Source organism: Paenibacillus sp. PvP094 (assembly GCF_040546835.1).
In the GTDB taxonomy this organism is placed as follows: domain Bacteria; phylum Bacillota; class Bacilli; order Paenibacillales; family Paenibacillaceae; genus Paenibacillus; species Paenibacillus illinoisensis.
This window is the reverse complement of the sequence record NZ_JBEPOM010000001.1, coordinates 5,701,672-5,727,584: the sequence shown is the minus strand read 5'-3', so window position 1 is coordinate 5,727,584 and position 25,913 is coordinate 5,701,672. Positions and strand designations below refer to the sequence as shown.

Sequence of the window (25,913 nt, the reverse complement as noted above, 5' to 3'; positions counted from 1 at the left end):
CAGGGGGTCAACCAAGTAAATTAATAGTATAATGGTTGAGACTACTTAGATTGCATTGGAGGAAAAGGAGAAGCACATGCCGACAATACTTGTTGCTGACGATGATGCGAACATTCGCGAACTTGTCTGTTTATTTTTGAAAAATGACGGATTCACGACGGTAGAAGCTGCAGATGGCAAGGAGGCCTTGGCCGTGTATGCATCGACACCTGTGGATCTGGTTGTGCTAGACATTATGATGCCAGTTATGGATGGTTGGACATTATGCAAGGAACTTCGCAGGGCAAGTCCTGACCTTCCCTTGCTTATGTTGACTGCACGAGGTGAAACATGGGAGAAGGTCAAGGGTTTTGAACTGGGAACAGATGATTATCTGACCAAGCCGTTTGATCCGCTGGAATTGACGGTTCGCGTTAGAGCACTGCTGAAGCGCTACCGGATCGGTTCAACACAAACGATTCAGCTGGGCAAGCTCATATTGGATAAGCAAACCTATAAAATCATGAATGGCACGGAATCTCTTACGCTGCCGCTGAAGGAATTCGAGCTTCTATACAAACTTGCGGGAACACCTGGACAGGTGTATACGCGAGAACAACTGATCGATCAAATTTGGGGAATTGATTATGCCGGAGATGATCGAACGATTGATGTACATATTAAACGCTTGCGGGAAAGATTTATGGCTTCAACGGATTTTCGAATTGAAACAGTTCGTGGTCTTGGTTATCGGCTTGAGGTTTACGAGTGATGAGATCTTTATATATCCGTGTGGTCCTTACCTTCCTGGTCTCCGTCATCGCAGGAACCGTTATTTCTTTTTTTATGTCTACCTGGATTTTTGAAGATCAACTGAACGAGAATGCTCACATCAACATACGCAACTTCGGCCAAGATGTCGTGCAGATCTACGAAACCCTTCCGCCGGAGGAAGCGGAGTCTTTCGTAAGTGGAATGAAGCAACTCGATTCTTACTATATTCGAATTTATGAAGCAACAGGTCAGTTCCAATCTTATGGAAAGGGTAACCAACATAAGTCTGTTGCGGTAACAAAAGAACAGCTTAAAAAGGTAATAGATGGAGGTGTTGTTCAGGATACGCCAAACGGTATAGCCACAGTTCTTCTGGGCTTGCCTATCAAGACGGACATGGGAACAAAAGCGATGTTCCTGGAAACACTTTCACCGCCTGCCGCTTCTTTTGTGGCCAAATGGGCATTGATCTTCGCAACCTCCTCGTTGATTACAGGAAGTTTGCTGATTCTGGTTGCCTCTATATTTCTGGTGAGACCGATCAAAAAGTTGACCAAAGCGACCAAACGGATTGCAGCTGGCGATTTCAGCGTTAAGCTGAATATCAAGCAAACGAGTGAACTGGGGACATTGGCTCGCAGCTTCGAAGAGATGATGCACGATTTGCAGCACCTGGAGCAGATGCGTAGGGAATTTGTAACTAATGTGTCGCATGAGGTTCAATCTCCTCTTACTTCGATATCAGGTTACGCTCAAGCTATCAAGCAAGTTAATCTCACAGATCACGAGCGAAGTCGTTATCTTGACATTATTATCTCTGAGGCCAAGCGGATGTCCAAAATGAGTGATAACCTGCTTAAACTGAGCATGCTGGAATCTCAGTCACAGCAGCTGCGGCTACTTACGTTTAGCCTGGATGAACAGATCAGACGGGTGATTGTGGCGCTCCAACCACAATGGTCTGCTCGTAACATTCATTTTGAGCTTGATCTAGAGGACGTTAAAGTCATGGCTGACCATGATCAGTTGAATCAGGTATGGACGAATATCCTCAGTAATGGCATCAAATTTTCTGAAGATGGCGGAGTGATTACCGTCAGCATGATCCGGGATATCAAGAACGTGACTGTCCATATATCCGACACGGGCATAGGTATTCCCCTGAAAGATCAGAAGCGCATATTCGAACGGTTTTTCAAGGCGGATCGATCCCACAGCCGTAAGTATGATGGTAGCGGTATGGGACTTGCCATCGTTAAACAGATAATATCGCTTCATCAAGGTGACATTCAGGTGGAAAGTGAACCAGGGCAAGGAACCACCTTTATTGTCACTCTACCAATCTCTACACCAAGCAATAGTTAGATTTATAGAATGTCCATCCGTTGCCCCAATAAACCTTCACCATGCTGCGGCTAACGTACAAGTACTCTTGTATGTGGCCGTAGCATTTTTTTTTTTTTTGGTTCATACTCCGTTCATATTGACGTCACGGTAAGGACATTTTGGTTGGTTAGACTTGCTATAGCGGCTTGCTTGGCAGTGGACAAATTATGATAGGAGAAGATGATATGTCACATCAATGGAAAAAGAAAACGAGGAAGGAATTGAAGATAAGGAAAGTGCGAAACATTCTACTTAAAATTATAGCTGCAATCGCGATCGCCATAGTTCTTTTTCTATCCATTGTTTATATCACGAATGTAACTAGCCGTAACTCAGAGGAGAAAAAGATAGAATCTTACGGTCAGCACGTATCTGTAGACGGGAAAAATATGAATGTGTTCATTCAAGGCGAAGGCAAGGAAACGATTGTGCTTTTGCCAGGTTATGGAACAGCAGCCCCAGCGCTTGATTTCAAGTTGCTTATTGATGAATTATCTCCATATTACAAAGTTGTTGCTGTTGAGCCATTCGGTTATGGATTAAGTGATGAAACTGAAAAAGAAAGAACCACAGAGAATATCGTAAGTGAAGTTCATGAAGCTCTGCAACAACTTGATATTCATCAGTACATGCTCATGGGTCACTCTATTGCAGGCATTTACGGCATTGATTATGTGAACAAATACCCCGATGAGGTGACTGCTTTTGTCGGTATTGACAGTAGTGTTTCCACCCAACCGAGTATTACAGATGCGAAGTTCCCATTAAAAACGTTTGCTCTTCTTAGAAATACAGGTCTTTTAAGATTAATGATGAAAGTGAGTGCAGACCCCTATGAGGGACTGGCATTTGATGATCACATGGTTGAGCAGATGAAAATGATCTCGAATAAAAACATGTATAATCCCACGTCATTAAACGAGATGGATCATATTTATTCCAATTTTAAAGGTGCTCAAGGTTTAACCTTCCCTGAAGATCTTCCACTTCTTCTCTTTGTACAAGCAAATAATGAAGAGGTAGAAGGATGGATCCCGCTGCATGAAGGACAGATCAAAAATTCGGTACATGGGAAAGTAATCACAATGGATGGTTCACATTATTTACATCATACTCAATTCAAAAAAATTGCTGAAGACGTTAGAGCTTTTATGAACGAAGCGAAGTAAAAAGGCGTAGACGTACACTCTTTAACTTAACAAATGTGTATGAACGAATATGAGAAACCGTCCTGCGGGGCGGCTTTTCCATAATATATCTAATTCGGACGATGTCCGTGATGAAAGAGAGAGGCATTCAACATGAGATTATTTGAGATACTTTTAGTTCTATCCTGTTTCGCTTTACTCGTAGACCTACTATTTATTAAAAGAAGTGCAAAGAAAACAGGATTGGGTTTGGGGATAGGAAGTAGCGTTGTACTCGTAGTTCAATTGTTGGTTGAGGGATACAGATGGCAGCTGCTTTTGGTATATATTATGACGGCGCTATTCATACTCATCGTTTTATTGAGACATTTAGGTAAGATGCTGAATCTAAAAATAGGGAAGCTGTTGAAGTATAGTTTATCTTCGTTAATCGTTATTTTACTTGTTGTATCTACTGCCTTGTCTGTATACTTACCTGTCTTTAATTTGCCGAAGCCGGATGGACCAGAGAAAGTGGGTACTCAAACCTTTCATTTTACGGATCAGAACAGAGACGAAGTCTTAACTGAAGATCAGAGCGACAAGAGGGAGTTAATGGTCCAATTCTGGTATCCTACTGAGAACATGAATAACAACAAGCGTGACACGCTGTTTCCAAAAGATAAAGAAATGTTCAAAAAGTATATTCAGAGCTTCTCTACTTCTTTAAAACTGCCCGAATTTGTGCTCGACTACTGGAAGTATAGTCAAACCAACTCTTATGAAAATGTAGAAATATTACCTTCTGAAAGTCCTTATCCCGTGGTACTGCTATCTCATGGTATGGGAACTAGTAGAGTTCTACAAGCATCACAGGCGGAGAATCTGGCCAGTCATGGGTTTATCGTAGTGACAATCGATCATACGTACAGCACCTTTGCTACCCTTTTTCCTGATGGCCGTGTAACGGGCTATACAACAAAGATGACAACCATAGATGACCGCAGAGAAATTGGGGATATATGGACAAAAGACGTGGAGTTTGTGATCAATCAAATCGAAAAGCTGAATTCAGGTGCAATTGAAAGTCAATTCAAAGGGAAACTTGATTTAAATAATGTCGGTGCGATGGGGCATTCTTTTGGGGGTGCAACGGCGTTTAATGCAACGTATTTGGATCATCGAATTAAGGCCGGGGTTAATATGGATGGCTCTCTGAATGAAGTAGAAAATAGAGATGATATAAACAAACCGTTTATGTTCATCAGATCGGGAAGTTTTAAAGACTGGTTAGTCAATTTTGAAAAGGATAGAAATTCGGATAACGAAGTAAATAAATTTCTTTCAGATGAGCTGCACATTATGAAAAATGTTATCGAACATGGGGGAAATGTGATTTATATAGAAGGAACCCAGCACTTCAATTTCACGGATCTTCAATTCTATTCGGAGCTGGTTAAACTGTCCGGGATCACAGGAGACATCAATGGTAAAAGAGGATCAAATATCGTAAATCAATATGTACTCGATTTCTTTAATAAGCAGCTGAAAGGAACCGGTGGCAATCTGCTTCAGGGACCGAGCGACATGTATCCAGAGGTGAAGTTTATAGATCCACAAGAATTGTAGCGGTTATGACCGTATAAATGCCTTCAAAAATTTTAATAAACCAATAACAAGTCGCGGTAATCGCGGCTTTTTTTGGTTGTAAACAATTACATGATTGTTTGTACGAATTGGAAAAATACGGTTGACAGATGCGCATATCACGTATACAATCGTATACATATTAAATCGTATACAAATGTATACGATGTGGAGGTGTTCTTTAAATGAGAGAACCATACGCAAATGAGTCTGCAGAACGTCAAAATGTGCGTTCAGGACGTGGACGCGGAGAAGAAGAGCAGCGTGGTGAACGGTCCAGAAGGGGCAGAGGACATGGTGAACATCACGGTAAGCGGGGGAACGGAGCGCAAACGTTTCGGCGTGGCCGCATTCTGGTTTTTTTGGAGCAAATGCAAAATCGAAGAACGACTTTGGCCAGACAGCTGGGTCAAGCGGAATATGAGCATATTCGTCCGATGATTAGTGGTGAATTAAAAGCGATCGACCAGGTTATTGATGAATATATTCATCTCTTCGAGCTTCAAGATGAAGATGAGAGCCCTAATAAGGATTTGGAGAGTGAATAAGAATGATTCGTCGTTTCTTTTCGTATTATCGACCTTACAAGAAGCTGTTCGTCATTGATTTTGGATGTGCAGTTATCGCAGGTCTGCTGGAACTGGCATTTCCACTTGCGGTCAGCAAATTTATTAATGAATTATTGCCAGGTCAGGACTGGCCGCTCATTATCTTGGCTTGTGTTGTATTGTTGTCCATTTATGCACTTAATACAGCCTTGAATTATGTTGTTACATATTGGGGTCACATGCTCGGTATCAACATTGAGACCAACATGCGTGAGAAAATGTTCGCTCACTTGCAGAAGTTATCCTTCCGTTTCTTTGATAATCGAAAAACGGGCCATCTGATTGGTCATTTAACTAATGATCTGAATGATATCGGAGAGGTTGCTCACCATGGACCGGAGGATGTCTTCATCGCCGTTATGACATTGATTGGTTCATTCTGGCTCATGGCGAATATTAATCTGGAACTGGCACTGATTACATTTATTATCATTCCGATTATGGCCTGGGTCATCATTGTGTTCGGTGGCCGCATGACTAAAACCTATCGGCGTCTCTTTGGCAACGTGGGTAATTTCAATTCCCGGATCGAAGATAACGTGGGCGGAATTCGTGTCGTTCAATCATTTGCGAATGAAGAACATGAGAAAAAACTATTTTCCGTCGACAATGAAAACTTTCGTCAAACCAAACTGCTTGCTTATAAAACGATGGCGAAGAGCATATCGGTCAGTTATATGATGATGAGACTGGTCACTGTATTTGTGATGATCAGTGGTGCATGGTTCTTCATTGACGGCAAAATCGATATGGGTGACTTCATGGCATTCCTGCTGCTCTCCAACATCTTCTTCCGTCCGATCGAGAAAATCAACGCAGTCATCGAGAGCTATCCGAAGGGAATTGCTGGCTTCAAGCGCTACCTGGAAATTATTGATACGGAGCCTGAAATCGCGGATGCCAAAAACGCAGTTGAGCTGAAACATGTCCGGGGCGATATCCGTTTCGAGAATGTATCGTTCGGTTATGAATCCAGCCGCCGTATACTGAATAATATCAGTCTGTCTATTAAACCGGGAGAAACCGTTGCATTCGTTGGACCTTCCGGTGCAGGAAAAACAACCATCTGCAGTCTGCTCCCAAGGTTCTACGAAGTGGAAGAGGGAAGAATCACGGTGGATGGCGTTGATGTTCGGGATGTGCAGCTGCAATCCCTTCGCAAGCACATTGGTATCGTTCAGCAGGATGTATTCCTGTTCTCGGGAACCATCAAGGAGAATATCGCCTATGGGGATCTCACGGCAACAGATGAGCAAATCTGGGATGCTGCACGCCGGGCATCGCTGGAGGAATTACTTCTCACATTGCCGGACGGCATCGATACGATCATCGGTGAACGTGGCGTTAAGCTATCCGGAGGGCAGAAGCAGCGTTTATCCATCGCCCGCATGTTCCTGAAAAATCCACCGATTCTGATCCTTGACGAAGCTACATCGGCTCTGGATACGGAAACGGAAGCTTTAATTCAGAAATCACTCGCAGAACTGTCTGTGGGCAGAACTACGCTGGTCATTGCACACCGCCTGACAACCATCAAGAATGCGGACCGCATCATGGTCGTGAACGCGGATGGCATTGCCGAGCAGGGGAATCATGATGAGCTGGTTGCAGCTGGTGGGATCTACAGTCGACTACATCAGGTGCAGTACAGTCATTCATAGAAAAAGGTTTTTGAGGCTGAACCGCGCAATTTGCGCGGTTTTTTGCTGTATAATTTGCCTCCAATAGGCTGCAATCGGTTTATTTTTCGGCAGGCACGATCATTATGTTGACAACGTCCACTAAATCAACTTATTATAATGTTGACAATGTCCACTAAAAGGGAGGGTTTCGCATCGACTCTCAGCATATACATTCTGATATTTTGGCTGACATGCGGCGTTTCAACCGTTTTTATACCAATATTCTTGGCGTATTGGATAAGCACATCCTTGGTACGGGGTATTCGTTTGCCGAGGTAAGGGTCATCATTGAAATTGGTATTCGTGGAGAAAGTATTGCCAACAATCTGGTGGATACACTGACCATTGATCGCAGTTATATGAGCCGGATTGTGAACAAGCTGTCCAAGGAAGGCCTGCTCATTAAAGTGAATTCGGAAGCTGACAGCCGGGTCAGTCTCATTCGCCTTACGGATAAAGGTCAGGAACTTTACGCTGAATTAAACGATAGGTCTGACCAGCAAATATTGAAGTTAATGCAGAATCTGGATGAGGAAGAGATCCAAGAGGTCTATGCTTCCATGATGAACATACAAGAGAAGTTAACGAAGAAAGCAGGAGAAACAACACGATGATACGATTCGAATGTGATTATAACGAAGGTGCGCATGAACGCATTTTGCAAAGACTGATCGAGACCAATATGGAACAAACGAGCGGTTATGGCACAGATCCCCACTGTGATCGGGCGAGAACTCTGATTCGTCAAGCGTGCGACAGTGAGCAGGCTGATGTGCATTTTCTGGTCGGAGGCACTCAAACCAACACAACGGTCATTGCATCCATCCTGCGTCCCTATCAAGGTGTCATTGCGGCGACTTCGGGCCACATCGCTGTTCACGAAACAGGCGCAATTGAAGCAACTGGTCATAAAGTACTTACCGTTCCCAGTGAAGACGGGAAGATCACAGCTGACCAAGTGAAGGCAGTCTATGAAGCGCATAGGAGTGAGTCTTCTCCTGAGCACTGCGTACAGCCAGGAATGGTTTACATATCCCAGCCAACAGAGAACGGTACGATGTATAGTAAGGCCGAATTGCAGTCATTATTTGAGACAAGTAAGAAATGCGGACTCCCGTTATTTGTGGATGGGGCAAGGCTCGGATACGCACTTGCATCCCCGGATTGTGACATGACCCTTGCTGATCTCGCCCGTTTAAGTGATGTGTTCTATATTGGAGGAACCAAGATCGGTGCACTGATGGGGGAAGCTGTAGTCATCCTGAATGATGCACTGAAGCCTGATTTTCGTTACATGATCAAGCAGAAGGGCGGTCTGCTAGCAAAAGGCAGATTGCTAGGCATTCAGTTCGAAACGTTGTTCGAAGACGGATTGTATCTGGAAATTTCACGTCATGCCATTGATATGGCCATGCGAATTCATGATTCGCTTGAAGAACAGCAAATCCGCTTCCTGTACGAGTCACCAACCAATCAGCAGTTTCCGATCTTGCCTGATGTTTTGCTTGAGAAATTGCGCAGCCAGTACACCTTCACATTCTGGGAAAAGGTAGACGCCACACATAGTGCAGTCCGTTTTTGCACCAGTTGGGCAACGGAGCAGGAGAATGTGGATGCGCTGGCTCGTGATATCGCTCGATTAATGCAAGAATCAAGTGAAGTAAGGGTACTTGCTGAAGTGCTGGTTTAAACCATGAAGATGTAGGATGAATAGTTGCGATATATTGAAAAAGGGCGACATATTGTCGTCCTTTTTTTGTTGGGTTTTTATTGAAACAGTGGAGAAGCTATTCACTCAAGATGAGGTCGTATTTTTCCTTCAATCGTTTAATATCACTTCTTGGTGGTGCGCCGAACATGCGTGAATATTCACGGCTAAACTGGGATGCACTTTCGTAGCCAACCCGAAATGCTACATCAGCCGCATCGCCAGACTCAGCCATCAGAAGGCGCCGGGCTTCCTGTAGGCGCAGCTGTTTTTGGAATTGCAGCGGGCTCATGGCCGTGATCTCTTTGAAGTGCCGATGAAATGAGGATACGCTCATGCTGGCGGTCTCTGCAAGATCTTCAATGCGTAGAGGCTGCTCCCAGTGATGAACGATATATTCGATTGCTTCCCTAATTCGGTACGTACTGCTTCCTTCTACCGCGATCTGGGCCAACTCGCCTCCGTAAGGTCCCTGAAGAAGACGAAACAAAATCTCCTTTGTGTACAATGGGGCAAGGAAAGGGATTTCCTCCGGAGTATCCAGTAAACGGATAAGGCGAAGCACAACATCCTGAATGGAAGATTCCATCTGTCCCACGAACATGGCTCGTCTGGCGTTTTCTTTGGAAGTGACTTGGATATTGCATTCATTCAGTACTTCCAGAATTTGATTCTTCGTAAACTCAAGCTTAATACTTAGATAGGGTGCATCAGCGGATGCCTTGATAATCTGCCCGATTACCGGAAGATTCATGGAAGCAATCAAATAATTGGATGGTCCATATTCAAAGCGCTCCTGTGCCAGCAATACTTCCTTTAAGCCTTGCACGATAACACAAAAAGCAGGCTTATAAACTCTGTATGCCGGTTCAGTAATACTCGTATGATGATAGAAAAACAGGGAAGGGATCGGCGTTTCCGTTGCACCGTTACGTACGGAGTGACGCTCAACCAACTCGCTCAGTTCCCTTTTCTGTTGAAATAAATCCTCAGTCATTTGGACTCCTCCTCACGGCTCTAACCTCGTTTCATTATACGACTTAATCATCGAATTCAAAAGAACCCCTGATAGGATTAGGCAATCAATTAAGATAAATGATATACCGCTTGGTGAGCACGCTTCGGCATAATGAGATTAAGCTCACAGAATCAAGCAAGTGAGAGCGTGTGGGTAAGAGTACTTGAATTGTCTTAGATGATAGATATTCAAATGAGGAGGAATGATGAATGATGCAAAAACGCAAATTGGGAAACAGCGGTTTGGAGGTTTCGGCCATTGGCCTTGGTTGTATGGGAATGAGCTACGGGTATGGTCCTGCTTCCGAGAAGAATGAGATGATCTCCGTTCTTCAAAAAGCTGTGGAACGAGGTGTGACGTTCTTCGATACCGCTGAAGTATACGGTCCATACAACAACGAAGAACTTGTGGGCGAAGCACTAAAAACCGTTCGAAACCAAGTCGTCATTGCCACCAAATTTGGTTTCGATATACAGCACGGCAAACAGGGCGGTACGAATAGTCGGCCCGAACATATTCGCAAAGTGGCGGAAGAGTCGCTGCAGCGTCTGCAGATTGAATCGATTGATCTGTATTATCAGCACCGGGTCGATCCGGATGTGCCAATCGAGGAAGTAGCAGGAGCAATCCAAGATTTGATCCGGGAAGGAAAGGTAAAACACTGGGGACTGTCCGAGGCAGGAGTGCAAACGATCCGTCGTGCACACGCCGTGCAGCCTCTTACAGCAGTACAGAGTGAATATTCCCTTTGGTGGAGACGCCCTGAAGAGGAGTTGATCCCTGCTTTGGAGGAGCTTGGAATTGGTTTCGTCCCATTCAGCCCTCTGGGTAAAGGATACCTGACAGGAAGTTTCAACGCGGGAACAACATTTGAACAAGGCGACCTGCGTAACATTCTACCTCGTTTTACGCCTGAAGCGTTGCAAGCGAACCAGGTATTGGTTGATTTGCTTAAAGAAAAAGCAGAGGAACTACAAGTCAGCCCGGCCCAAGTTGCGCTTGCGTGGTTGCTTGCCCAGAAATCTTGGATTGTGCCGATTCCAGGCACGCGCAAATTGAGCAGATTGGAAGAAAATCTGAACTCGGCAGATCTTCAGCTCAAGTCTGAAGATGTACACAGCATTAATGAGGCAGCGTCGAAGATCACTTTGGTGGGTGCCCGATATACGGAAGAACTGGAGAGAAGAACAGGTCTGTGACAGTTTTGAGATGGCGGGAGAATAATCTGCTGCCCTTAAGTTAAGTTCGGAAGAAATAAAAGTTACCTCATCGACAAATAAAAAATGCTAGGAGTGCGTGAGACATGGAATATGTTAAACTTGGACGAACAGGTCTGGACGTTTCGAAATTGTGTCTTGGGTGTATGAGTTACGGTGTGCCGGAACGTGGAATGGCTCCCTGGTCACTGAATGAAGAGCAGAGCCGCCCGTTTATCCAAAAAGCGCTGGAGGAGGGTATTAATTTTTTCGATACGGCGAACATTTATTCAGACGGAACCAGTGAAGAAATCGTTGGCCGTGCGTTGAAGGATTTTGCCCGCCGGGATGAGATTGTCCTGGCAACGAAATTGTTTTTCCGGATGACGCCGGGACCCAATGGTGCAGGGCTGTCGAGAAAAGCGATCATGAACGAAATCGATAATAGTCTCTTGCGTTTGGGTACGGATTACGTGGATCTGTATCAGATTCATCGATGGGATAATACAACGCCCATTGAAGAGACGATGGAGGCACTTCATGATGTGGTGAAGGCTGGGAAGGTCAGATACATTGGTGCCTCCTCCATGTACGCTTGGCAGTTCATGAAAGCACAGCATACTGCCGAGCGACACGGATGGACGAAATTCGTCTCCATGCAAAACCATTTAAATTTGTTATATCGTGAAGAAGAACGTGAAATGCTGCCCCTATGCCTTGAAGAAGGGATCGGTGTGATTCCGTGGAGTCCGCTGGCCAAGGGGCGCCTGACACGGGATTGGAACGAACAGACTGCCCGTTCGGAGGTTGATCCAGTTGGAAAAGCGTTCTATGAGAGTACAATGGTTGAAGCCGATCGCCGGGTGGTCGAACGTGTAGCAGAGGTGGCTGGAAAACGGGGGATTGCACGAGCACAGGTTGCTCTGGCCGGGCTGTTGCAAAAAGATGAAGTAACCGCACCCATTATTGGTGCAACCAAGATTCATCATCTTGAAGATGCGGTATCTGCGCTTTCAGTGAAGCTGACACCAGAAGAAATCAGTTACCTGGAGGAAGCCTATATCCCTCATCCGGTGACGGGTAATCTCAGTTAGAGCTAAAAGAAGATGAGAGAAGTCGCCTTGCTGGCGACTTCTTTCATCGTTAAATCCGGTCTTGACTGATAAGGAGTGGAGAATGGTTGGAACGTTTATGGACCAGGTCCTTTATTTTGATGACATTGGGATTGCTATTTTTATTCACTGCCTTTTATATGCTATATCCCACGCTGCCGCTATTTATTAAGGAGATGGGCGGCAATGAACAGCAAGTGGGCCTCGCAATGGGGGCATTGATGTTATCTTCTGTCCTATTCAGGCCCTTAATCGGTGGACTGCTGGATCGATTCGGCAGACGTCCATTTATGATTGGGGGGCTGCTCGTTTTTATCGCATCGATGCATATGTATAACTGGGTAGGTGGCATCTTGGTGCTGATGGGGCTCCGAATCATTCATGGTATAAGCTGGGCAATGTCGACGACTTCCATGATGACTGCCGTCACTGATATGATTCCGGCTAATCGTCGTGGGGAAGGGATGGGGTGGTTCAGTACCTCCATGACCTTCGCCATGGCGATTGGTCCCATGATCGGATTAAGCATCATGCAAGGCCAATCCGATCAGGGAATGTTCCTGTTTGCAGTTGTTCTGTCTGTAGTTGCACTGCTATTAACTCTTGCAGCTAAAATGCCGTTTACACCAACTGCAGGTCACAAGAAGATTCAAATTTTCGAGAAATCCGTCTTGCCTGTGATGGCTCCTATATTTTTTCTTTTTATTGCTTATGGAGGAATTACAACGTTTGTTCCGCTATTTGCAGCCGAGATACAGGTCAATTCCGGAACTTTTTTTCTAATCTACGCAGCAACGCTTGCCCTTTCTCGTCCAATTGCAGGAAAACTCTCTGATCGAATCGGAGAGGTGTCTGTGATAGTGCCGGCTCTTATCATTACCATGGCGGCACTGCTTGTCTTGAGCTTCTCAACCAGTTTGTTTGGGTTATTGTGTTCTGCTGTTCTATACGGTGTCGGGTTTGGATCTGCACAGCCTGCTCTTCAGGCCATAACGCTACGTATGGCACCCAAGGAGCGTCAAGGTGCTGCCAATGCCTTTTTTCGACGGCCACGGATCTGGGAATCGGTCTGGGTGCAATTTTGCTGGGAGTGGTTTCGGAATATACGAGCTATAGTGTTTTATTTAGTGTCAGTGCCTTATCTGTTTTTGTAGCCTTGCTGCTGTTTACTGTATATGTGAAAAAGTCCATCCTGGGGAAAAAACCGTTTATGCAGAACGATGAAGCATTCTAGAAAAAAGTCTATACCTCATAGTACTGCCGTTCTCATGCCGCTCTGAACTCATGAGTGATCTGTGGAGACAAAGATTTAGCAGCAACTTAAGCGTAATTGCAATGGTTTCTGGATACCAGTCAAATCGTAGCTTATAAAGGAGCGGGGAAGACGTATGAAAATAGATATCCCGAAAATTCAGGAACAATCGATGACCATAGAACCCATTCAGGTATTGGAGTCCAAAACGGAATACCGGAATCAACTTATTGAACAGATCTCACTGGATAACCAGGAAGCACTCAAAGTATCCTTTGAGAATGTCATTTTCAGAAATGTGACGATCTCTGATTCCTCACTGGAACAATTTGAATTTACAGATGTTGTTTTTGAAAATTGTGATTTCTCCAACGTCAATTTCTCAGGTGCTATCATGCACCGGGCCGCATGGACCAACTGCAAATTTGTCGGCACGGATTTTTCCACCAGCAGAATGCAAAACGTTCAATTTGCTCAGTGTGTGGGGGACTACTCCAATTTTAGATTTGCCCACCTTAAACAAGTTGCTTTTGCTGAATGCTCATTAATTAGTGCTGACTTTGCCTATCTAGCCTTGCAAAAAATCCTGCTGGACCATTGTAATATCGATCAGGCTTTCATGACAGGTACGAAATTAAAGGGTTTGGATCTTAGCAATTGCCAATTTGACTCGCTCGTATTGAACATGGAGGATCTGAATGGCTGTGTTATTTCACCTTATCAAGCGGCGACCTTCGTCGGATTAATGGGAATTGTGATCAAATCATAAAAGACTTGCCCCAAGGGGAGAAGTGTGTATAATAGGTAACATAAAATCATACGACATGCTTTCTAGGGTTCCGCGAGTGAGATCGGCCTGGTCCGAGAGAAAGCTCATAACCTGATGGTTATGCCACGGAGGGATAAAAGCCTGGGAGATAAACTGCTTGAATGCAGTTTGTTTCCCGGGCTTTTTTTATTTGCTCTCTAAGACACATACTAAACGTTGTTGTATGAAATTGGATACCAAAAGGAGTAGATCAAAATGAACAAAACCTGGTTGTCTGTTGTGATTGCAGCCCTTTTTGAAGTGGGTTGGGTGATTGGCTTAAAGCATGCGAGTGGTCTGTTGGAATGGGGAGCAACGGTAATTGCCATTGCCGTCAGCTTTTCCTTGATGATCGCGGCTTCCCGTACACTCGATGTCGGAACGGTATACGCAGTATTTGTCGGTTTGGGTACGGCTGGTACGGTGTTGGCAGAGATCCTGTTATTCGGTGCTCCTGTTCAGGCCGGAAAAATGATACTCATTGGTGTGTTACTGCTCGGAGTAATCGGACTGAAAATGGTAAGCAAGCAGAAAACGAAGGAGGCGCATCATTCATGAATTGGGTATTTCTTATTATGGCAGGCCTATTCGAGATGCTGGGTGTATTGATGATTAATAAATGGAACAAAGACCGTAATGGGATATCCATCCTGCTCTTAGTTGCAGGTTTTGGGTTAAGCTTCTGGCTGCTGTCTCTGGCTATGAAAACACTGCCCATGGGGACGGCGTATGCCGTGTGGACAGGGATAGGTGCTTCCGGAGGAGCGATTCTTGGCATGATTTTCTATGGAGAATCCCGAAACGCACTTCGAATATTGTTTATTGCCATGGTGCTTGGATCTGCGGTTGGGTTGAAACTGGTGAGCTGACATTGGGATTAAAAGATAATATACAGATCGTCTTTTTAATGGTATCCTTATTCGTTACGTGTGATAACAAGACACATCTAATAGATATGGACGTCATGAAGGAGACTCAATGAACTTTAAAGACTTGAATATTATACCCCCAATCTTAGAAGGATTGAACAAAGCGAACTATACGAACCCAACACCTATTCAGGAACAAGCGATTCCAGCCGTATTGGCAGGCAGAGATTTGCTTGGCTGTGCGCAAACAGGAACAGGGAAGACGGCAGCATTTTCGGTACCGATCATTCAATTGTTAAGCGAAAAGTCAGGTGGTCCCAGACAAGGACGCCGTATTCGCTCCTTGATTTTAAGTCCAACCCGAGAGCTGGCTATCCAGATTGCGGATAACATTAAGATTTATAGCCGATACACGGATATTCGCTGCGCTGCTATCGTTGGTGGTGTTTCACAGAAGGTGCAGGAGCGAGCGCTGAGCCAGGGTGCAGATATTATTATCGCCACGCCAGGCAGATTGATGGATCTGGTTAACCAAAAACGTATTGATTTGAAATCCATTGAGATTTTGGTATTAGATGAAGCTGACCGGATGCTGGATATGGGCTTTATTCATGATGTGAAGCGAATCATCTCCAAGATGCCGAGCAAGAAACAAACCCTTTTCTTCTCAGCTACGATGCCTCCTGAAATCACAAAAATGGTCAAAACGTTACTCGTAGATCCTGTGAAAGTTGAAATTACACCGGTGTCTTCTACGGTAGACCGAATTGAACAGTCTGTGTATTTATTGGAGAATGGCAAGAAACAACATATGTTGAATCATATTTTGCAGGATAAATCCATTGTTTCGGCACTGGTGTTCACTCGCACGAAGCGCGGCGCTGACCGTGTTACACGAGAGTTGACCAAGGTAAATGTGACTGCTCAAGCCATTCATGGTGACAAGTCTCAGAATGATCGACAAAAAGCGCTGAACAATTTCAAAAGCGGAGTCACACGAGTGCTCGTAGCGACAGATATTGCGGCAAGAGGAATTGACGTGGAAGAGCTCTCGCATGTCATCAACTTTAACCTGCCTAATATTCCGGAGACCTATGTACACCGAATTGGCCGTACAGGCAGAGCAGGGCATAGCGGTATGGCAATCTCTTTTTGCGATAAGGAAGAAATGCCGTTCCTCAAGGATATTGAGAAGGTAATCAAGAAGAGCATTCCCGAAGTCAAAGATCATCCTTATCCGATGACGAGTGCTCCTGTATTTATAAAAAACAGTAAGGGATCGAAGGCTGCAGCCAACAATTCCATGACCAATAAACCGGCTAAGGCTAAGAAGAACCCCGCGCGCAAACCCAAGTCCGAATGGTTTACCAAGCCGGGAAAAGCACAAAGCAGTAATTTCAAACCAAATAAATCCAAAAGCAGTAAAGTGAATAAAAAAACGATTTAACAAACGGGCAGAATTACTTAGGTGAACTGTCCCCGAATCGTTGGCAAGTCAAACACCTCAATAAACCTTCCGTATTGAATCAGATGGAGGACCGTTTTGAGGTGTTTTTGCGTTGCGTTGGTTATTAGAGTGAATAATACTTTTGAAGTGAAGTTGAAGCAGGCATTCGATAAAAATCATTTAATACAAAATAAAAGGTTTAATACAGCAAATTTGACTCTTTGGGAACATACAAGTAAAATTATTGAAATACAATCTTAGAATGAGGTGGATTCGCAATGCTTGAGCTTAGTTTTGATGACCCGGACAAGCTGGTAACGGTTACTCATGCCTTATCTACACGTTCCCGGGTAGATATCCTCCGCCTCCTTAATTCCAAAAACCTAAATATCGTGGAGATTGCTGAAGCTCTTAAGCTTCCGGTATCCACCGTAGCCAACAATATCAAGATTTTGGAGGCTGCAAGATTAATTAATACAGAGCTGCTGCCGGCTTCTCGCGGTGCGATGAAAGTATGCAGTCGTAATTATGATGATATACACATTGCACTGAATTTGGAGAAGGCAGGTCCCAGAGGAGGTGTTCAAGTCTATGAGGTAGACATGCCCATAGGTCATTATAGCGATTGCGAGGTATCTCCAACCTGTGGCATGGCCAATGCGGATGGAATGATTATACGTGAGGATGAACCTGCCAGTTTCTTTCACCCTAAGCATATTGGAGCTCAGATTATGTGGTTTCGAAAAGGATATGTTGAATATTTGATGCCACTGGAATTACCGCCCGGAGCAAGGATTGAATCGCTTGAAGTATCTATGGAAATGTGTTCTGAGGCACCTAACTACGATCACAATTGGCCTTCCGATATTTCGGTCTGGATTAATGGCGTGGAGATTGGCATGTGGACATGTCCTGGAGACTTTGGTGACAGAAGGGGGAATCTTAATCCAGCCTGGTGGTATGAGTGGTCTACCCAGTATGGTTTGCTAAAGACATGGCGAGTAGACAAAGAGAAGACTTCGCTTGATATGGAGAAGGTATCCCCTGTTACATTAAATCAACTGAACCTCCTGGATAGTCACAAATTGCGTTTGCGGGTGGGCATCAAACCAGATGCTGTTCACCAAGGTGGGATGAACCTGTTTGGCAGAGAATTTGGAGATCACGATCAGAACATCAAAATGACCATAAATTACGTAATGAATCCCGATGTGGATTGAAGAAAAAGCTTTAGTTGCGGATAAATTGTAACTAAGGCTTTTTTCGATTGAATAATTACAATAAATATAATTGAAAGCGTTGACATTAAGAGGTTAGGTGGCTATAATCCCACTATAGATACAATAATAATGTAACAAATCAAGTATATTGTTTGTATCTATAATATTAGAATAAAGGGGATACTCGCATGAAAAGAAGAGTGGGCTTGTTGGCACTAACATTACTTCTCTCTGTGTCTATGGTTTTAAGTGCATGCAGTGGAAACAGTGGTGGTGCCGACGGTGATGCCGCAAGTCAAGGGAAAGTGAGCTTGTCCTTCTGGACATTGTTCGATGGTGGCGATGGGGCAAACATGCAAGCATTAGTTGATGAATTCAACAAAACCCATCCGGACATCGAAGTGAAAAATACCAAGCTTGCCTGGGGCGAGTATTATACCAAACTTGTCACCGCGGTGGGTAACGGCAACGGACCTGACATCGGCATATCCCATTCCTCTAGGCTGCCCGATTTGATTGATCAGGGGGTAGTCACTGAACTCGATACACCCGCTACAGATGCAGGCGTAGATTGGAATTCCTACAATCAAAATCTTTTGAGTGCGGTTACAGTAGACGATCAGCATTATGCAGTACCCATTGATACACATGCTTTTATCATGTTCTACAACAAAAAGCTGCTGAAAGAAGCTGGTCTGCTCGGCGAAGACGGAAAACCCGTGTTGGAACAATCAGCTGATGGTTTTGTAAGTTTCCTTAAAACATTAAAAGAAAAGTTGCCAGCCAAGGTTACCCCATTTGCATTATCCAATAACAATGATGATCCTTTTCGTCTATGGTGGTCATTGTATTCGCAATTGGGTGGAAATGATGTCATATCGGACGATCTGAAATCTGCCGCGATTGATAAAGAAAAGGGGATCCAAGCAGCCGACTACATCCAGAAGTTGTATACCGAAGGCTACATTAAGAAAAATGATCCGGATTTTTATAAAAATTTCCAAAGCGGAACAGCCGCAATTACCATGACGGGTGTCTGGACGACAGGAACATGGGAATCCACTAAAGATTTTGAGTTTGGTGCGATGCCGATACCTAAATTTTACGATCAGGAAGCAACATGGGGAGACTCTCACACGATTATTCTGCCTTTGACTCAGGATGAAGACGAAGCAAAACGTAAAGCGGCGATGATTTTCGCCGATTGGGTTGCAGATAATGGCCAGGTATGGGCCAAAGCCGGCCATATTCCTTCCAAACCATCCGTTCTGGAAAAACAAGAATTTAAAGATATGCCTTACCGCAGCGATTATTCTGAAGTAGCAAGTGTCGTTAAGTTCAGCAAAAAATCAACCAAAACTGCCCAAATCCGTGAAGAAGTCGCCTTTAAATTTTTGAATGAAGTATGGGTCAATAAAATGACTCCGGCTGATGCCATGAACAACATGGAGGCAGGCATTCAGAAAATACTGAGTGAATAGAAGGAAGACGGGTCACGCAAGCTTGCGCATGTGTAAGCATTAACGTTGGCTTGCGTGTCAATCAAAGGGGAGACGGGTATGAAGTTCAAAAAAATGAGGACGGAGCTGCAGGCGCTTGTCTTTCTGCTTCCATTCCTAATTGTGTATGTATTGTTTACCATCTGGCCGATGATTAAAGGCATTGAAATGACCTTTTACAAATGGACACTCATTAAGAAAATGGACTTTGTTGGCCTGGATAACTTCCGCAAGGTACTTCAGGACAGGGAAGTCTGGGAAGCGATATGGCACTCGACCTTCTTTGTTTTTCTAAGTACTCCGACCATGATCATACTTGCCATTGTGCTGGCTCTGATTGCGAATCGAAAATCGGTTTTGCAAAAGTTTTACCGGATTATCTTTTTTATTCCAAGTGTACTCTCGGTTGCTGTCGCAGCTTATCTGGGGTTGTTCGTATTCCAGCCTTATACCGGGTTTGTCAATTCTGTACTGCATCTCATTGGCCTGTTACCCCAAAACGCCGAAATTTTCTGGCTGACCGAAACAAACCTGGCCTGGATCGTCATTACAGTTGTAACTTTGTGGTGGACGGTAGGTTTTAACTTTATTTTGTATTTGTCGGCGCTTCAGGAAATACCGGATGAGATCTATGAAGCAGCACGATTGGATGGAGCGAGTGACTCTCAAATATTTTGGAGAATTACCCTTCCATATCTATCCCCACTCACCAAAACCATTACGATGCTGCAAATTATCGCTTCATACAAGGTTTTCATGCAGATTTATGTTATTACAGGCGGAGGCCCGCTGGATCAGACACGTCCGATTATCCAGTTAATCTATCAAACCGGATTTAAAAATAATAACCTCGGTTATGCCGCGACGATGTCCTATATTTTATTCTTCATACTCCTGGTGTTATCCGTGCTGCAATACTGGATGAACAACCGGAAGGGAGTGGATAGGTGATGAAGTGGCTGTTTCGTATAAGTTCTGCATTGATGGCTGTCATGTTTGCGGCTCCGTTGGTTTGGATGCTTGTTGTATCGATCAAGGAAGAAGGCATGAAGATCATTACAGTCCTGGATTGGTTTAAGCCTCCGTATTCACTGGCTGTGTACGAAGAGATTCTAACGACGACCAAATTGTCTCAATGGATTGCCAACAGCTTGTTCGTGGCCGTGATGGTAACGGTGCTTACTGTCATTTTTGCAGCAATGGCGGGGTTTGCGCTATCCAAGGTCCCATTTCGCTATCGTACCATTGTTTTCTTTTTCATCCTTGGAGGTCTGTTAATTCCGGGGGAAGCTACCATTATTCCGCTCTATCAAGTGGCAAAAGATCTTCATTTGCTGAATTCGTACAGCGGACTCATCATTCCAGCTCTTGCTTCGCCCGTAGCTGTCATTGTACTCAAAAGTTTCTTTGACGGTGTTCCCAATGATCTGCTCGAAAGTGTACAGATTGATGGGGGTGGCTTCTGGAGAATATTCACCAGCATCATGTTACCCCTCACCCGTCCGGCAATGGCTTCTATGGCCATTCTGACGTTTATCGGTTCCTGGAACAACTTCCTGTGGCCGTTCCTTTCGATCACCGACGATAATCTATTTACACTGCCAATGGGTATTCCTACGCTGATGGGTCAATATTCTGAGGATTATGTCAAACCAATGGTTATTAATGCAGTGGCTTCGGTACCTATCATTATTTTGTTTATCATTTTCGAGAAGCAGATTGTCAAGGGAATCAGCATGTCTGGAATTAAGGGGTAATGTGAGCAAGTCTGAATTTCATAAAACAATAAAACGGCTATGTCAGGCCAGCGAGCCCAATGTAGCTCAAGGGAGAATGGAGAAACGATATGACAACCAAATTTTACAATAAGGATTATCCAAGACCGCAGTTTGTACGTAATGACTGGCTGAATTTGAATGGCGAATGGGATTTTAGTTTTGATGACCATCAGGTAGGTGAAAGTGAACATTGGTATGATCAAGCTGAATTTCCGGAAGGACTCAAAATTAAAGTTCCCTTTACCTATGAAACTCAGGCAAGCGGAATCGGAATCGAGACATTTCATCCACTGGTTTGGTACCGCAAGCTGGTGACCATTCCTCAAGAGGTTAAGGGCAAGAGAACTATTCTTCATTTCCAAGGGGTGGATTATCGCGCCAAATGCTGGGTGAATGGAAAGGTTGCGGGTGAGCATGAGGGGGGATATGCAGCATTTTTCTTCGACATTACACCTTATATCACTTACGGTTCGGAGAACAATATTGTTCTTGAAGTAGCGGACAGTCAGAGTGCAATGCAGCCTCGGGGGAAACAGCGCTGGGTAGATGAAAATTTTGAATGCTTTTATGTGCAAAGCACCGGAATTTGGAAGAATGTCTGGATGGAGCATGTGAGTGAAGCAAGGGTTGAAACGGTCAAGATGACGCCCGATATCGACCGTCATATGATTCGTTTGGACTTTCAATTGAATGGGGTTGAAGGCAGGAACAACTTGCGTCTGGAAACGAAGATTGAGCTGAAGGGTCAGCATGTGCAAACCATCAGCTTGTCTCCGGATAGACCTTGGATGACGGTAGAGGCCAGTGTCAAACATGAGGCGGGCGGCCCGTGGAAACAGTCGTTGTGGTCTCCGGATTCACCGAATCTGTACGATATTGAGTTTGTTATGTACGAAAATGAGAAGGAAATCGATCGGGTGCATTCCTATTTCGGCATGCGAAAAATATCGATTGAAAATGGGCAGGTTCTGCTGAATAATGCTCCGCTCTATCAACGACTTATTCTGGATCAGGGTTATTGGCCTGAAAGCCATTTGACTCCTCCATCGGTGGAAGCGCTGATCGAAGATATTGATAAAATTGCCGAGATGGGATATAACGGCATTCGCAAACATATGAAACTGGAAGATCCCCGCTTTTTATATTGGTGTGATGTAAAAGGGATGCTGGTCTGGTCGGAAATGGCGGCGACCTTTGAGTTCAATGATGAAGCGGTTAGCCGTTTCACCAAGGAATGGCTCGAGATTGTACCACAACAATATAATCATCCAAGTGTGATCACCTGGGTTCCGTTTAATGAATCATGGGGAATACCGACAATCGCTCATGAGGTGGCACAGCAGCAGTTTACGCAATCCATTTATCATCTGACCAAAGCCATTGATCCTTATCGTCCGGTCATTACCAATGACGGATGGGAGCATACGGTATCGGATATTCTGACCATCCATGATTATGTGGAGTCAGGAGATGTCTTTTTGGAACGTTATCAGGATAAGGAGATGATTGTAAACAACAAGATCTCCTCTAATCGATGGAAGTTTGCTTTTGCGGAAGGTTACGAGTATACAGGACAGCCCATTATCATCAGTGAATTCGGGGGCATTGCCTTTCAATCGGATGAAGGCTGGGGCTATGGCAATCAGGTGGACTCCGTTGAAGCCTTTGTTGAACGTTTTCGTTCAATCACGGGAGCGATCAAGGCCATTCCTTATATCTCGGGCTATTGTTATACACAGGTCACAGATGTGCAGCAGGAGATTAATGGTCTGTTAACTGAAGACCGTCAGCCGAAAGTGCCGCTGGAAGTCATCCGCAAAATCAATCTGGCATAAAGACTCAAGTATACATTACAAATTCATGGGGAACAGGAGTGTAGATCACAATGTTACGTGAAATGCATCCAATTTGAATCTACAGGCTGATGAAGTTGGATTATTCAGTCTGGAACCAGGAGATATGTATGGGGCGATGAGCAGGCTTTATGTACGCTAAGCTGTTGCATAAAATGGTGAAGAAGAACCGACTCGTACGGAGTCGGTTCTTCTTCAACCAAAGATAGACCATTAACAATTGGATGCCAATCCCCAACATTTTGATTCTGTTACCCTTGCAAGTTTTTTAATTATCAATCAATGCACTTAATTCGGCCTGAAATACTTTTTGATGATTTTGATTATAAGTTGTGAGCAGGACGGTAACAATGCCATTGCCTCTCCGTCTTGGGAGCAGTTCAATCACTTCCGCAACTACGCGCAGCTCATCATCCGGAAATACAGGCTTGATAAACTGGATATGATTCATCCCCGTACCTGCGACAACATTCTCTCCATAAACGCCTACTTCAATCCACAGCTTGAAGGAGATGTTCATCGTTTGCATGCCGGAAGCAATCAGGCTGCCGAAACGTCCTTTTTTGGCCTTTTCCTCATCCAAATGCATGTACTGTGGATCATAAATCTTCGCAAACTCCATAATATCGGTCTTGGACAGTTTAATCGATTTGGTTTCGTAGCGCTGACCTACAACATATTCACTAAATTTCAATGCGGGCACCTCATTCTTTTCGTATGTTTATTTATATATCATTCATCATGTCGCTCAAGGCAAATTTCTGAAGAGACTCTGTGGCCGTTTGTTTATTTTTGGCATAGTCCATATTGTAAATGCAGGAGAACAACACGTTTAACACATATTCCAGGGCAATCTGCGAAGAGAAGGTTCCAATCTTGGCGAACTTCTCCTCGTCGTTGGCAACCTGTAAACATAAAGTACTCCATCTAGCCAACTCACTCTGGGGCGTTGCTGTTATTGTAACAAACGGAATACCTTCATGTTTGAAGTGACGTGCTGCCTTGATGTAGCTTAATGACTTCCCGTGATATGTCAGGAACATGGCACAGTCTTTTGAAGTTACATTGATGGTATGGTGCGCCCACTCGGAAAGTTCTGTCGCAATGATCGCATACTTGTTGAGTTTAAACAATTTATTTTGGAAGCTTTTGGCCCGGATCTGCGAATCGCCCAAGGCATAGATGAAGATTCGATCTGCTTGGTTCAGCAGCAGTGCCGTTTGGGTGAGCAGGCCGTCGTCCAGAATGGCAGCGTTTTTTGAGATCGTTTCTTTCATCAAATCGGCAATCTCTGCAGCCACCTGAAGAGTGGATTCACCGACACCGAATGGATAATTGGCATCAACGTGGTTGGAACCATTCTGGGTACTTTGCTGGAATTCACGGGCAAGGGTAATAATAAATTCCTTGTAACCCGTCATCCCAAGTTTGCGCGTTAGACGGTTTATGGCAGAATGCGATGTATATGTAACTTGAGCAAGCTCCTGAATATTGCAGTGAAGCATGCGTTCCCGCTGACTCAAAATATAAGATGCAATGCTCTGTTCGTTAGGTGTAAAATGCTGCATTTCTGACAATTGCATCAGCAGTTTCAATCGGTTCACCCCGGATTCTATCATTCATTTAAGTCAAAATGATGTTTAATTGAACATTTTGCCCAATATTAATGTGCCATAGTAACTGGACTTTGGTCAAATGTACCATAATGCATGGATAACCTTTACGCACCGTACTCTTCTTCTATAATAAAAGAAAAAGAGCAGCAGGGGGGAACAACCATTTTAACGATTGGTTATATTGGCAATGGCAAAAGCACAAACCGTTATCATCTTCCTTTTTCATTGAATCGGGAACACTTAAACGTAAAAACGATTTATGCCCGGAACCCGGACAAAACGGATTGGGACAAGGTGCCAGGGATTCACTATACGGATGATATTTCGAGCCTGATGAACGATGAAGAGATTCAGTTAGTTGTAATCTGTACGCATACAGAATCTCATTATAGTTATGCCAAGATGGCACTCGACCAAGGTAAACATGTGCTTGTTGAGAAACCTTTCATGTTAACCAAAGAGGAAGCGGAATCCATATTTCAATACGCCAAAGAAAAGAACCTGGTCATACAATGTTATCAGAATAGAAGATATGATTCGGATTTTCTGACAACTCAAAAAGTTATTGAATCCGGGAAGCTTGGGGATCTGCTTGAAGTGGAGATGCACTATGATTATTATCGCCCGGAAATTCCGAACGGCACAACGCAGTTCTCTCCTTACAACAGTTACCTATACGGACATGGAGTGCACACGATTGATCAAGTGATATCCTATTTTGGTCAACCGGACAAGATTCATTCTGATGTGCGTCAATTACTCGGTGCTGGCAGAATGAACGATTACTTTGATCTGGACTTTTATTATTCAACCTTGAAGGTATCCGTTAAATCGAGCTTTTTCCGTTTGAAACCACGCCCGAGCCTGGTTGTATATGGTAAAAACGGAGTGTTTGTCAAACAAACGGAAGACCGTCAGGAGGAACATCTGAAATTATTTTATCTACCGAAAGGACATGCTGATTTTGGTGTGGATTTGCCCCAGCATTATGGCACACTAACTTATATAGATGAAGAAGGTGTGTACCATGAAGAGAAGGTCGTCTCTGAAAAGGGAGATTATGCCCGTGTGTACGATGATATTTATGGGGCCATCATTCACGGCAAGGATAAAGTCATCAAAGATGAAGAAACATTAACGGTGATGGGTATTTTGGAAGAGGGGATAAGAGGCTTAGAGTAATAACTTACAGGTACTGGTCAGGTTGAAATTACGGATCAGTACCTTTTTCTATAAAACAGGATTGCCGAGGAGACAGGCTTAGCCGCCCTATAGAGCGGCTTTTTTCATGTGTGAAATTTATTTTCCTGCTTCATTCGAAAGGAATCCTGCTC

The 25,913-nt window shown here is 44.2% G+C and carries 23 protein-coding genes, 1 pseudogene and 1 riboswitch; of the genes and pseudogenes, 21 read left to right on the top strand and 3 right to left on the bottom strand.

The window, feature by feature from the left end:
* Nucleotides 1-76: 76 nt before the first annotated feature.
* The 8 genes from ABIC22_RS25930 (at nucleotide 77) to ABIC22_RS25895 (ending at nucleotide 8,893) form a co-directional block, all read left to right on the top strand.
* Complete coding sequence (locus ABIC22_RS25930) at nucleotides 77-751, top strand: response regulator transcription factor (RefSeq protein WP_127535910.1); 675 nt, start codon at nucleotides 77-79, stop codon at nucleotides 749-751.
* Nucleotides 748-2,118, top strand: coding sequence for a sensor histidine kinase (locus tag ABIC22_RS25925; protein WP_354484848.1), 1,371 nt, complete (start codon nucleotides 748-750; stop codon nucleotides 2,116-2,118). The genes ABIC22_RS25930 and ABIC22_RS25925 overlap by 4 nt, the downstream gene beginning before the upstream one ends.
* Nucleotides 2,119-2,324: 206 nt before the next feature.
* Nucleotides 2,325-3,308, top strand: a complete 984-nt coding sequence (locus ABIC22_RS25920) for an alpha/beta hydrolase (protein ID WP_354484846.1) — start codon at nucleotides 2,325-2,327, stop codon at nucleotides 3,306-3,308.
* 132 nt (nucleotides 3,309-3,440) lie between these two features.
* The gene (locus ABIC22_RS25915; protein WP_354484844.1) at nucleotides 3,441-4,895 is read left to right on the top strand and encodes an alpha/beta hydrolase family protein; all 1,455 of its coding nucleotides are present in this window, start codon (nucleotides 3,441-3,443) and stop codon (nucleotides 4,893-4,895) included.
* A gap of 203 nt (nucleotides 4,896-5,098) precedes the next feature.
* Nucleotides 5,099-5,461, top strand: a complete 363-nt coding sequence (locus ABIC22_RS25910; RefSeq protein WP_174818653.1) for a hypothetical protein — start codon at nucleotides 5,099-5,101, stop codon at nucleotides 5,459-5,461.
* A 2-nt stretch (nucleotides 5,462-5,463) separates the two neighbouring features.
* Nucleotides 5,464-7,182, top strand: coding sequence for an ABC transporter ATP-binding protein (locus ABIC22_RS25905; RefSeq protein ID WP_127535906.1), 1,719 nt, complete (start codon nucleotides 5,464-5,466; stop codon nucleotides 7,180-7,182).
* Between the two features lie 212 nt (nucleotides 7,183-7,394).
* The gene (locus ABIC22_RS25900; protein WP_127535905.1) at nucleotides 7,395-7,817 is read left to right on the top strand and encodes a MarR family winged helix-turn-helix transcriptional regulator; all 423 of its coding nucleotides are present in this window, start codon (nucleotides 7,395-7,397) and stop codon (nucleotides 7,815-7,817) included.
* A complete protein-coding gene (locus ABIC22_RS25895) occupies nucleotides 7,814-8,893 on the top strand; it encodes a threonine aldolase family protein (RefSeq protein ID WP_354484841.1) in 1,080 nt (359 codons plus the stop codon). Before ABIC22_RS25900 ends, ABIC22_RS25895 begins: the two co-directional genes overlap by 4 nt.
* Nucleotides 8,894-8,990: 97 nt before the next feature.
* Here the strand turns inward: ABIC22_RS25895 and ABIC22_RS25890 are convergent, their stop codons facing one another.
* Entirely contained in the window at nucleotides 8,991-9,908 is a 918-nt protein-coding gene (locus ABIC22_RS25890) for an AraC family transcriptional regulator N-terminal domain-containing protein (protein WP_154893303.1), read from the bottom strand.
* A gap of 233 nt (nucleotides 9,909-10,141) precedes the next feature.
* On the opposite strand from ABIC22_RS25890, the gene ABIC22_RS25885 reads away from it, so the two are divergent.
* The 12 genes and pseudogenes from ABIC22_RS25885 to ABIC22_RS25830 all read left to right on the top strand — a co-directional run bounded on the left by ABIC22_RS25885 (nucleotide 10,142) and on the right by ABIC22_RS25830 (nucleotide 22,945).
* Nucleotides 10,142-11,128, top strand: a complete 987-nt coding sequence (locus ABIC22_RS25885; protein WP_354486101.1) for an aldo/keto reductase — start codon at nucleotides 10,142-10,144, stop codon at nucleotides 11,126-11,128.
* 104 nt (nucleotides 11,129-11,232) lie between these two features.
* Nucleotides 11,233-12,219, top strand: coding sequence for an aldo/keto reductase (locus tag ABIC22_RS25880; RefSeq protein WP_354484839.1), 987 nt, complete (start codon nucleotides 11,233-11,235; stop codon nucleotides 12,217-12,219).
* Between the two features lie 86 nt (nucleotides 12,220-12,305).
* Nucleotides 12,306-13,471: pseudogene (locus tag ABIC22_RS25875) on the top strand (MFS transporter).
* Nucleotides 13,472-13,625: 154 nt separating this feature from the next.
* Nucleotides 13,626-14,258, top strand: a complete 633-nt coding sequence (locus tag ABIC22_RS25870; RefSeq protein WP_127535899.1) for a pentapeptide repeat-containing protein — start codon at nucleotides 13,626-13,628, stop codon at nucleotides 14,256-14,258.
* A gap of 51 nt (nucleotides 14,259-14,309) precedes the next feature.
* Nucleotides 14,310-14,408, top strand: a riboswitch (guanidine-I (ykkC/yxkD leader).
* A 105-nt stretch (nucleotides 14,409-14,513) separates the two neighbouring features.
* A complete protein-coding gene (locus ABIC22_RS25865) occupies nucleotides 14,514-14,855 on the top strand; it encodes a DMT family transporter (RefSeq protein ID WP_354484837.1) in 342 nt (113 codons plus the stop codon).
* Nucleotides 14,852-15,166, top strand: coding sequence for a DMT family transporter (locus tag ABIC22_RS25860; protein ID WP_354484835.1), 315 nt, complete (start codon nucleotides 14,852-14,854; stop codon nucleotides 15,164-15,166). The genes ABIC22_RS25865 and ABIC22_RS25860 overlap by 4 nt, the downstream gene beginning before the upstream one ends.
* A gap of 109 nt (nucleotides 15,167-15,275) precedes the next feature.
* On the top strand, nucleotides 15,276-16,613 hold the full coding sequence (locus tag ABIC22_RS25855; RefSeq protein WP_354484833.1) for a DEAD/DEAH box helicase: 1,338 nt from the start codon (nucleotides 15,276-15,278) through the stop codon (nucleotides 16,611-16,613).
* 278 nt (nucleotides 16,614-16,891) lie between these two features.
* Entirely contained in the window at nucleotides 16,892-17,833 is a 942-nt protein-coding gene (locus ABIC22_RS25850; protein WP_354484831.1) for an ArsR/SmtB family transcription factor, read from the top strand.
* Between the two features lie 188 nt (nucleotides 17,834-18,021).
* Nucleotides 18,022-19,314: an ABC transporter substrate-binding protein gene (locus ABIC22_RS25845; protein WP_354484829.1), complete on the top strand. Its 1,293-nt coding sequence runs from the start codon at nucleotides 18,022-18,024 to the stop codon at nucleotides 19,312-19,314.
* Between the two features lie 78 nt (nucleotides 19,315-19,392).
* Complete coding sequence (locus ABIC22_RS25840) at nucleotides 19,393-20,283, top strand: carbohydrate ABC transporter permease (RefSeq protein WP_354484827.1); 891 nt, start codon at nucleotides 19,393-19,395, stop codon at nucleotides 20,281-20,283.
* A complete protein-coding gene (locus ABIC22_RS25835; protein WP_354484826.1) occupies nucleotides 20,283-21,089 on the top strand; it encodes a carbohydrate ABC transporter permease in 807 nt (268 codons plus the stop codon). The genes ABIC22_RS25840 and ABIC22_RS25835 overlap by 1 nt, the downstream gene beginning before the upstream one ends.
* Before the next feature lie 89 nt (nucleotides 21,090-21,178).
* Nucleotides 21,179-22,945 (top strand): glycoside hydrolase family 2 protein, encoded by a 1,767-nt coding sequence (locus tag ABIC22_RS25830; RefSeq protein ID WP_354484824.1) that lies wholly within the window; start codon nucleotides 21,179-21,181, stop codon nucleotides 22,943-22,945.
* 286 nt (nucleotides 22,946-23,231) lie between these two features.
* Here the strand turns inward: ABIC22_RS25830 and ABIC22_RS25825 are convergent, their stop codons facing one another.
* Both ABIC22_RS25825 and ABIC22_RS25820 read right to left on the bottom strand, forming a co-directional pair.
* Nucleotides 23,232-23,657, bottom strand: a complete 426-nt coding sequence (locus tag ABIC22_RS25825; protein WP_127535891.1) for a MaoC family dehydratase — start codon at nucleotides 23,655-23,657, stop codon at nucleotides 23,232-23,234.
* A gap of 31 nt (nucleotides 23,658-23,688) precedes the next feature.
* Complete coding sequence (locus tag ABIC22_RS25820) at nucleotides 23,689-24,558, bottom strand: MurR/RpiR family transcriptional regulator (RefSeq protein WP_354484822.1); 870 nt, start codon at nucleotides 24,556-24,558, stop codon at nucleotides 23,689-23,691.
* A gap of 183 nt (nucleotides 24,559-24,741) precedes the next feature.
* Here ABIC22_RS25820 and ABIC22_RS25815 point away from each other — a divergent pair, with 183 nt between their 5' ends.
* A complete protein-coding gene (locus ABIC22_RS25815; RefSeq protein ID WP_354486099.1) occupies nucleotides 24,742-25,761 on the top strand; it encodes a Gfo/Idh/MocA family oxidoreductase in 1,020 nt (339 codons plus the stop codon).
* Nucleotides 25,762-25,913 lie beyond the last annotated feature (152 nt).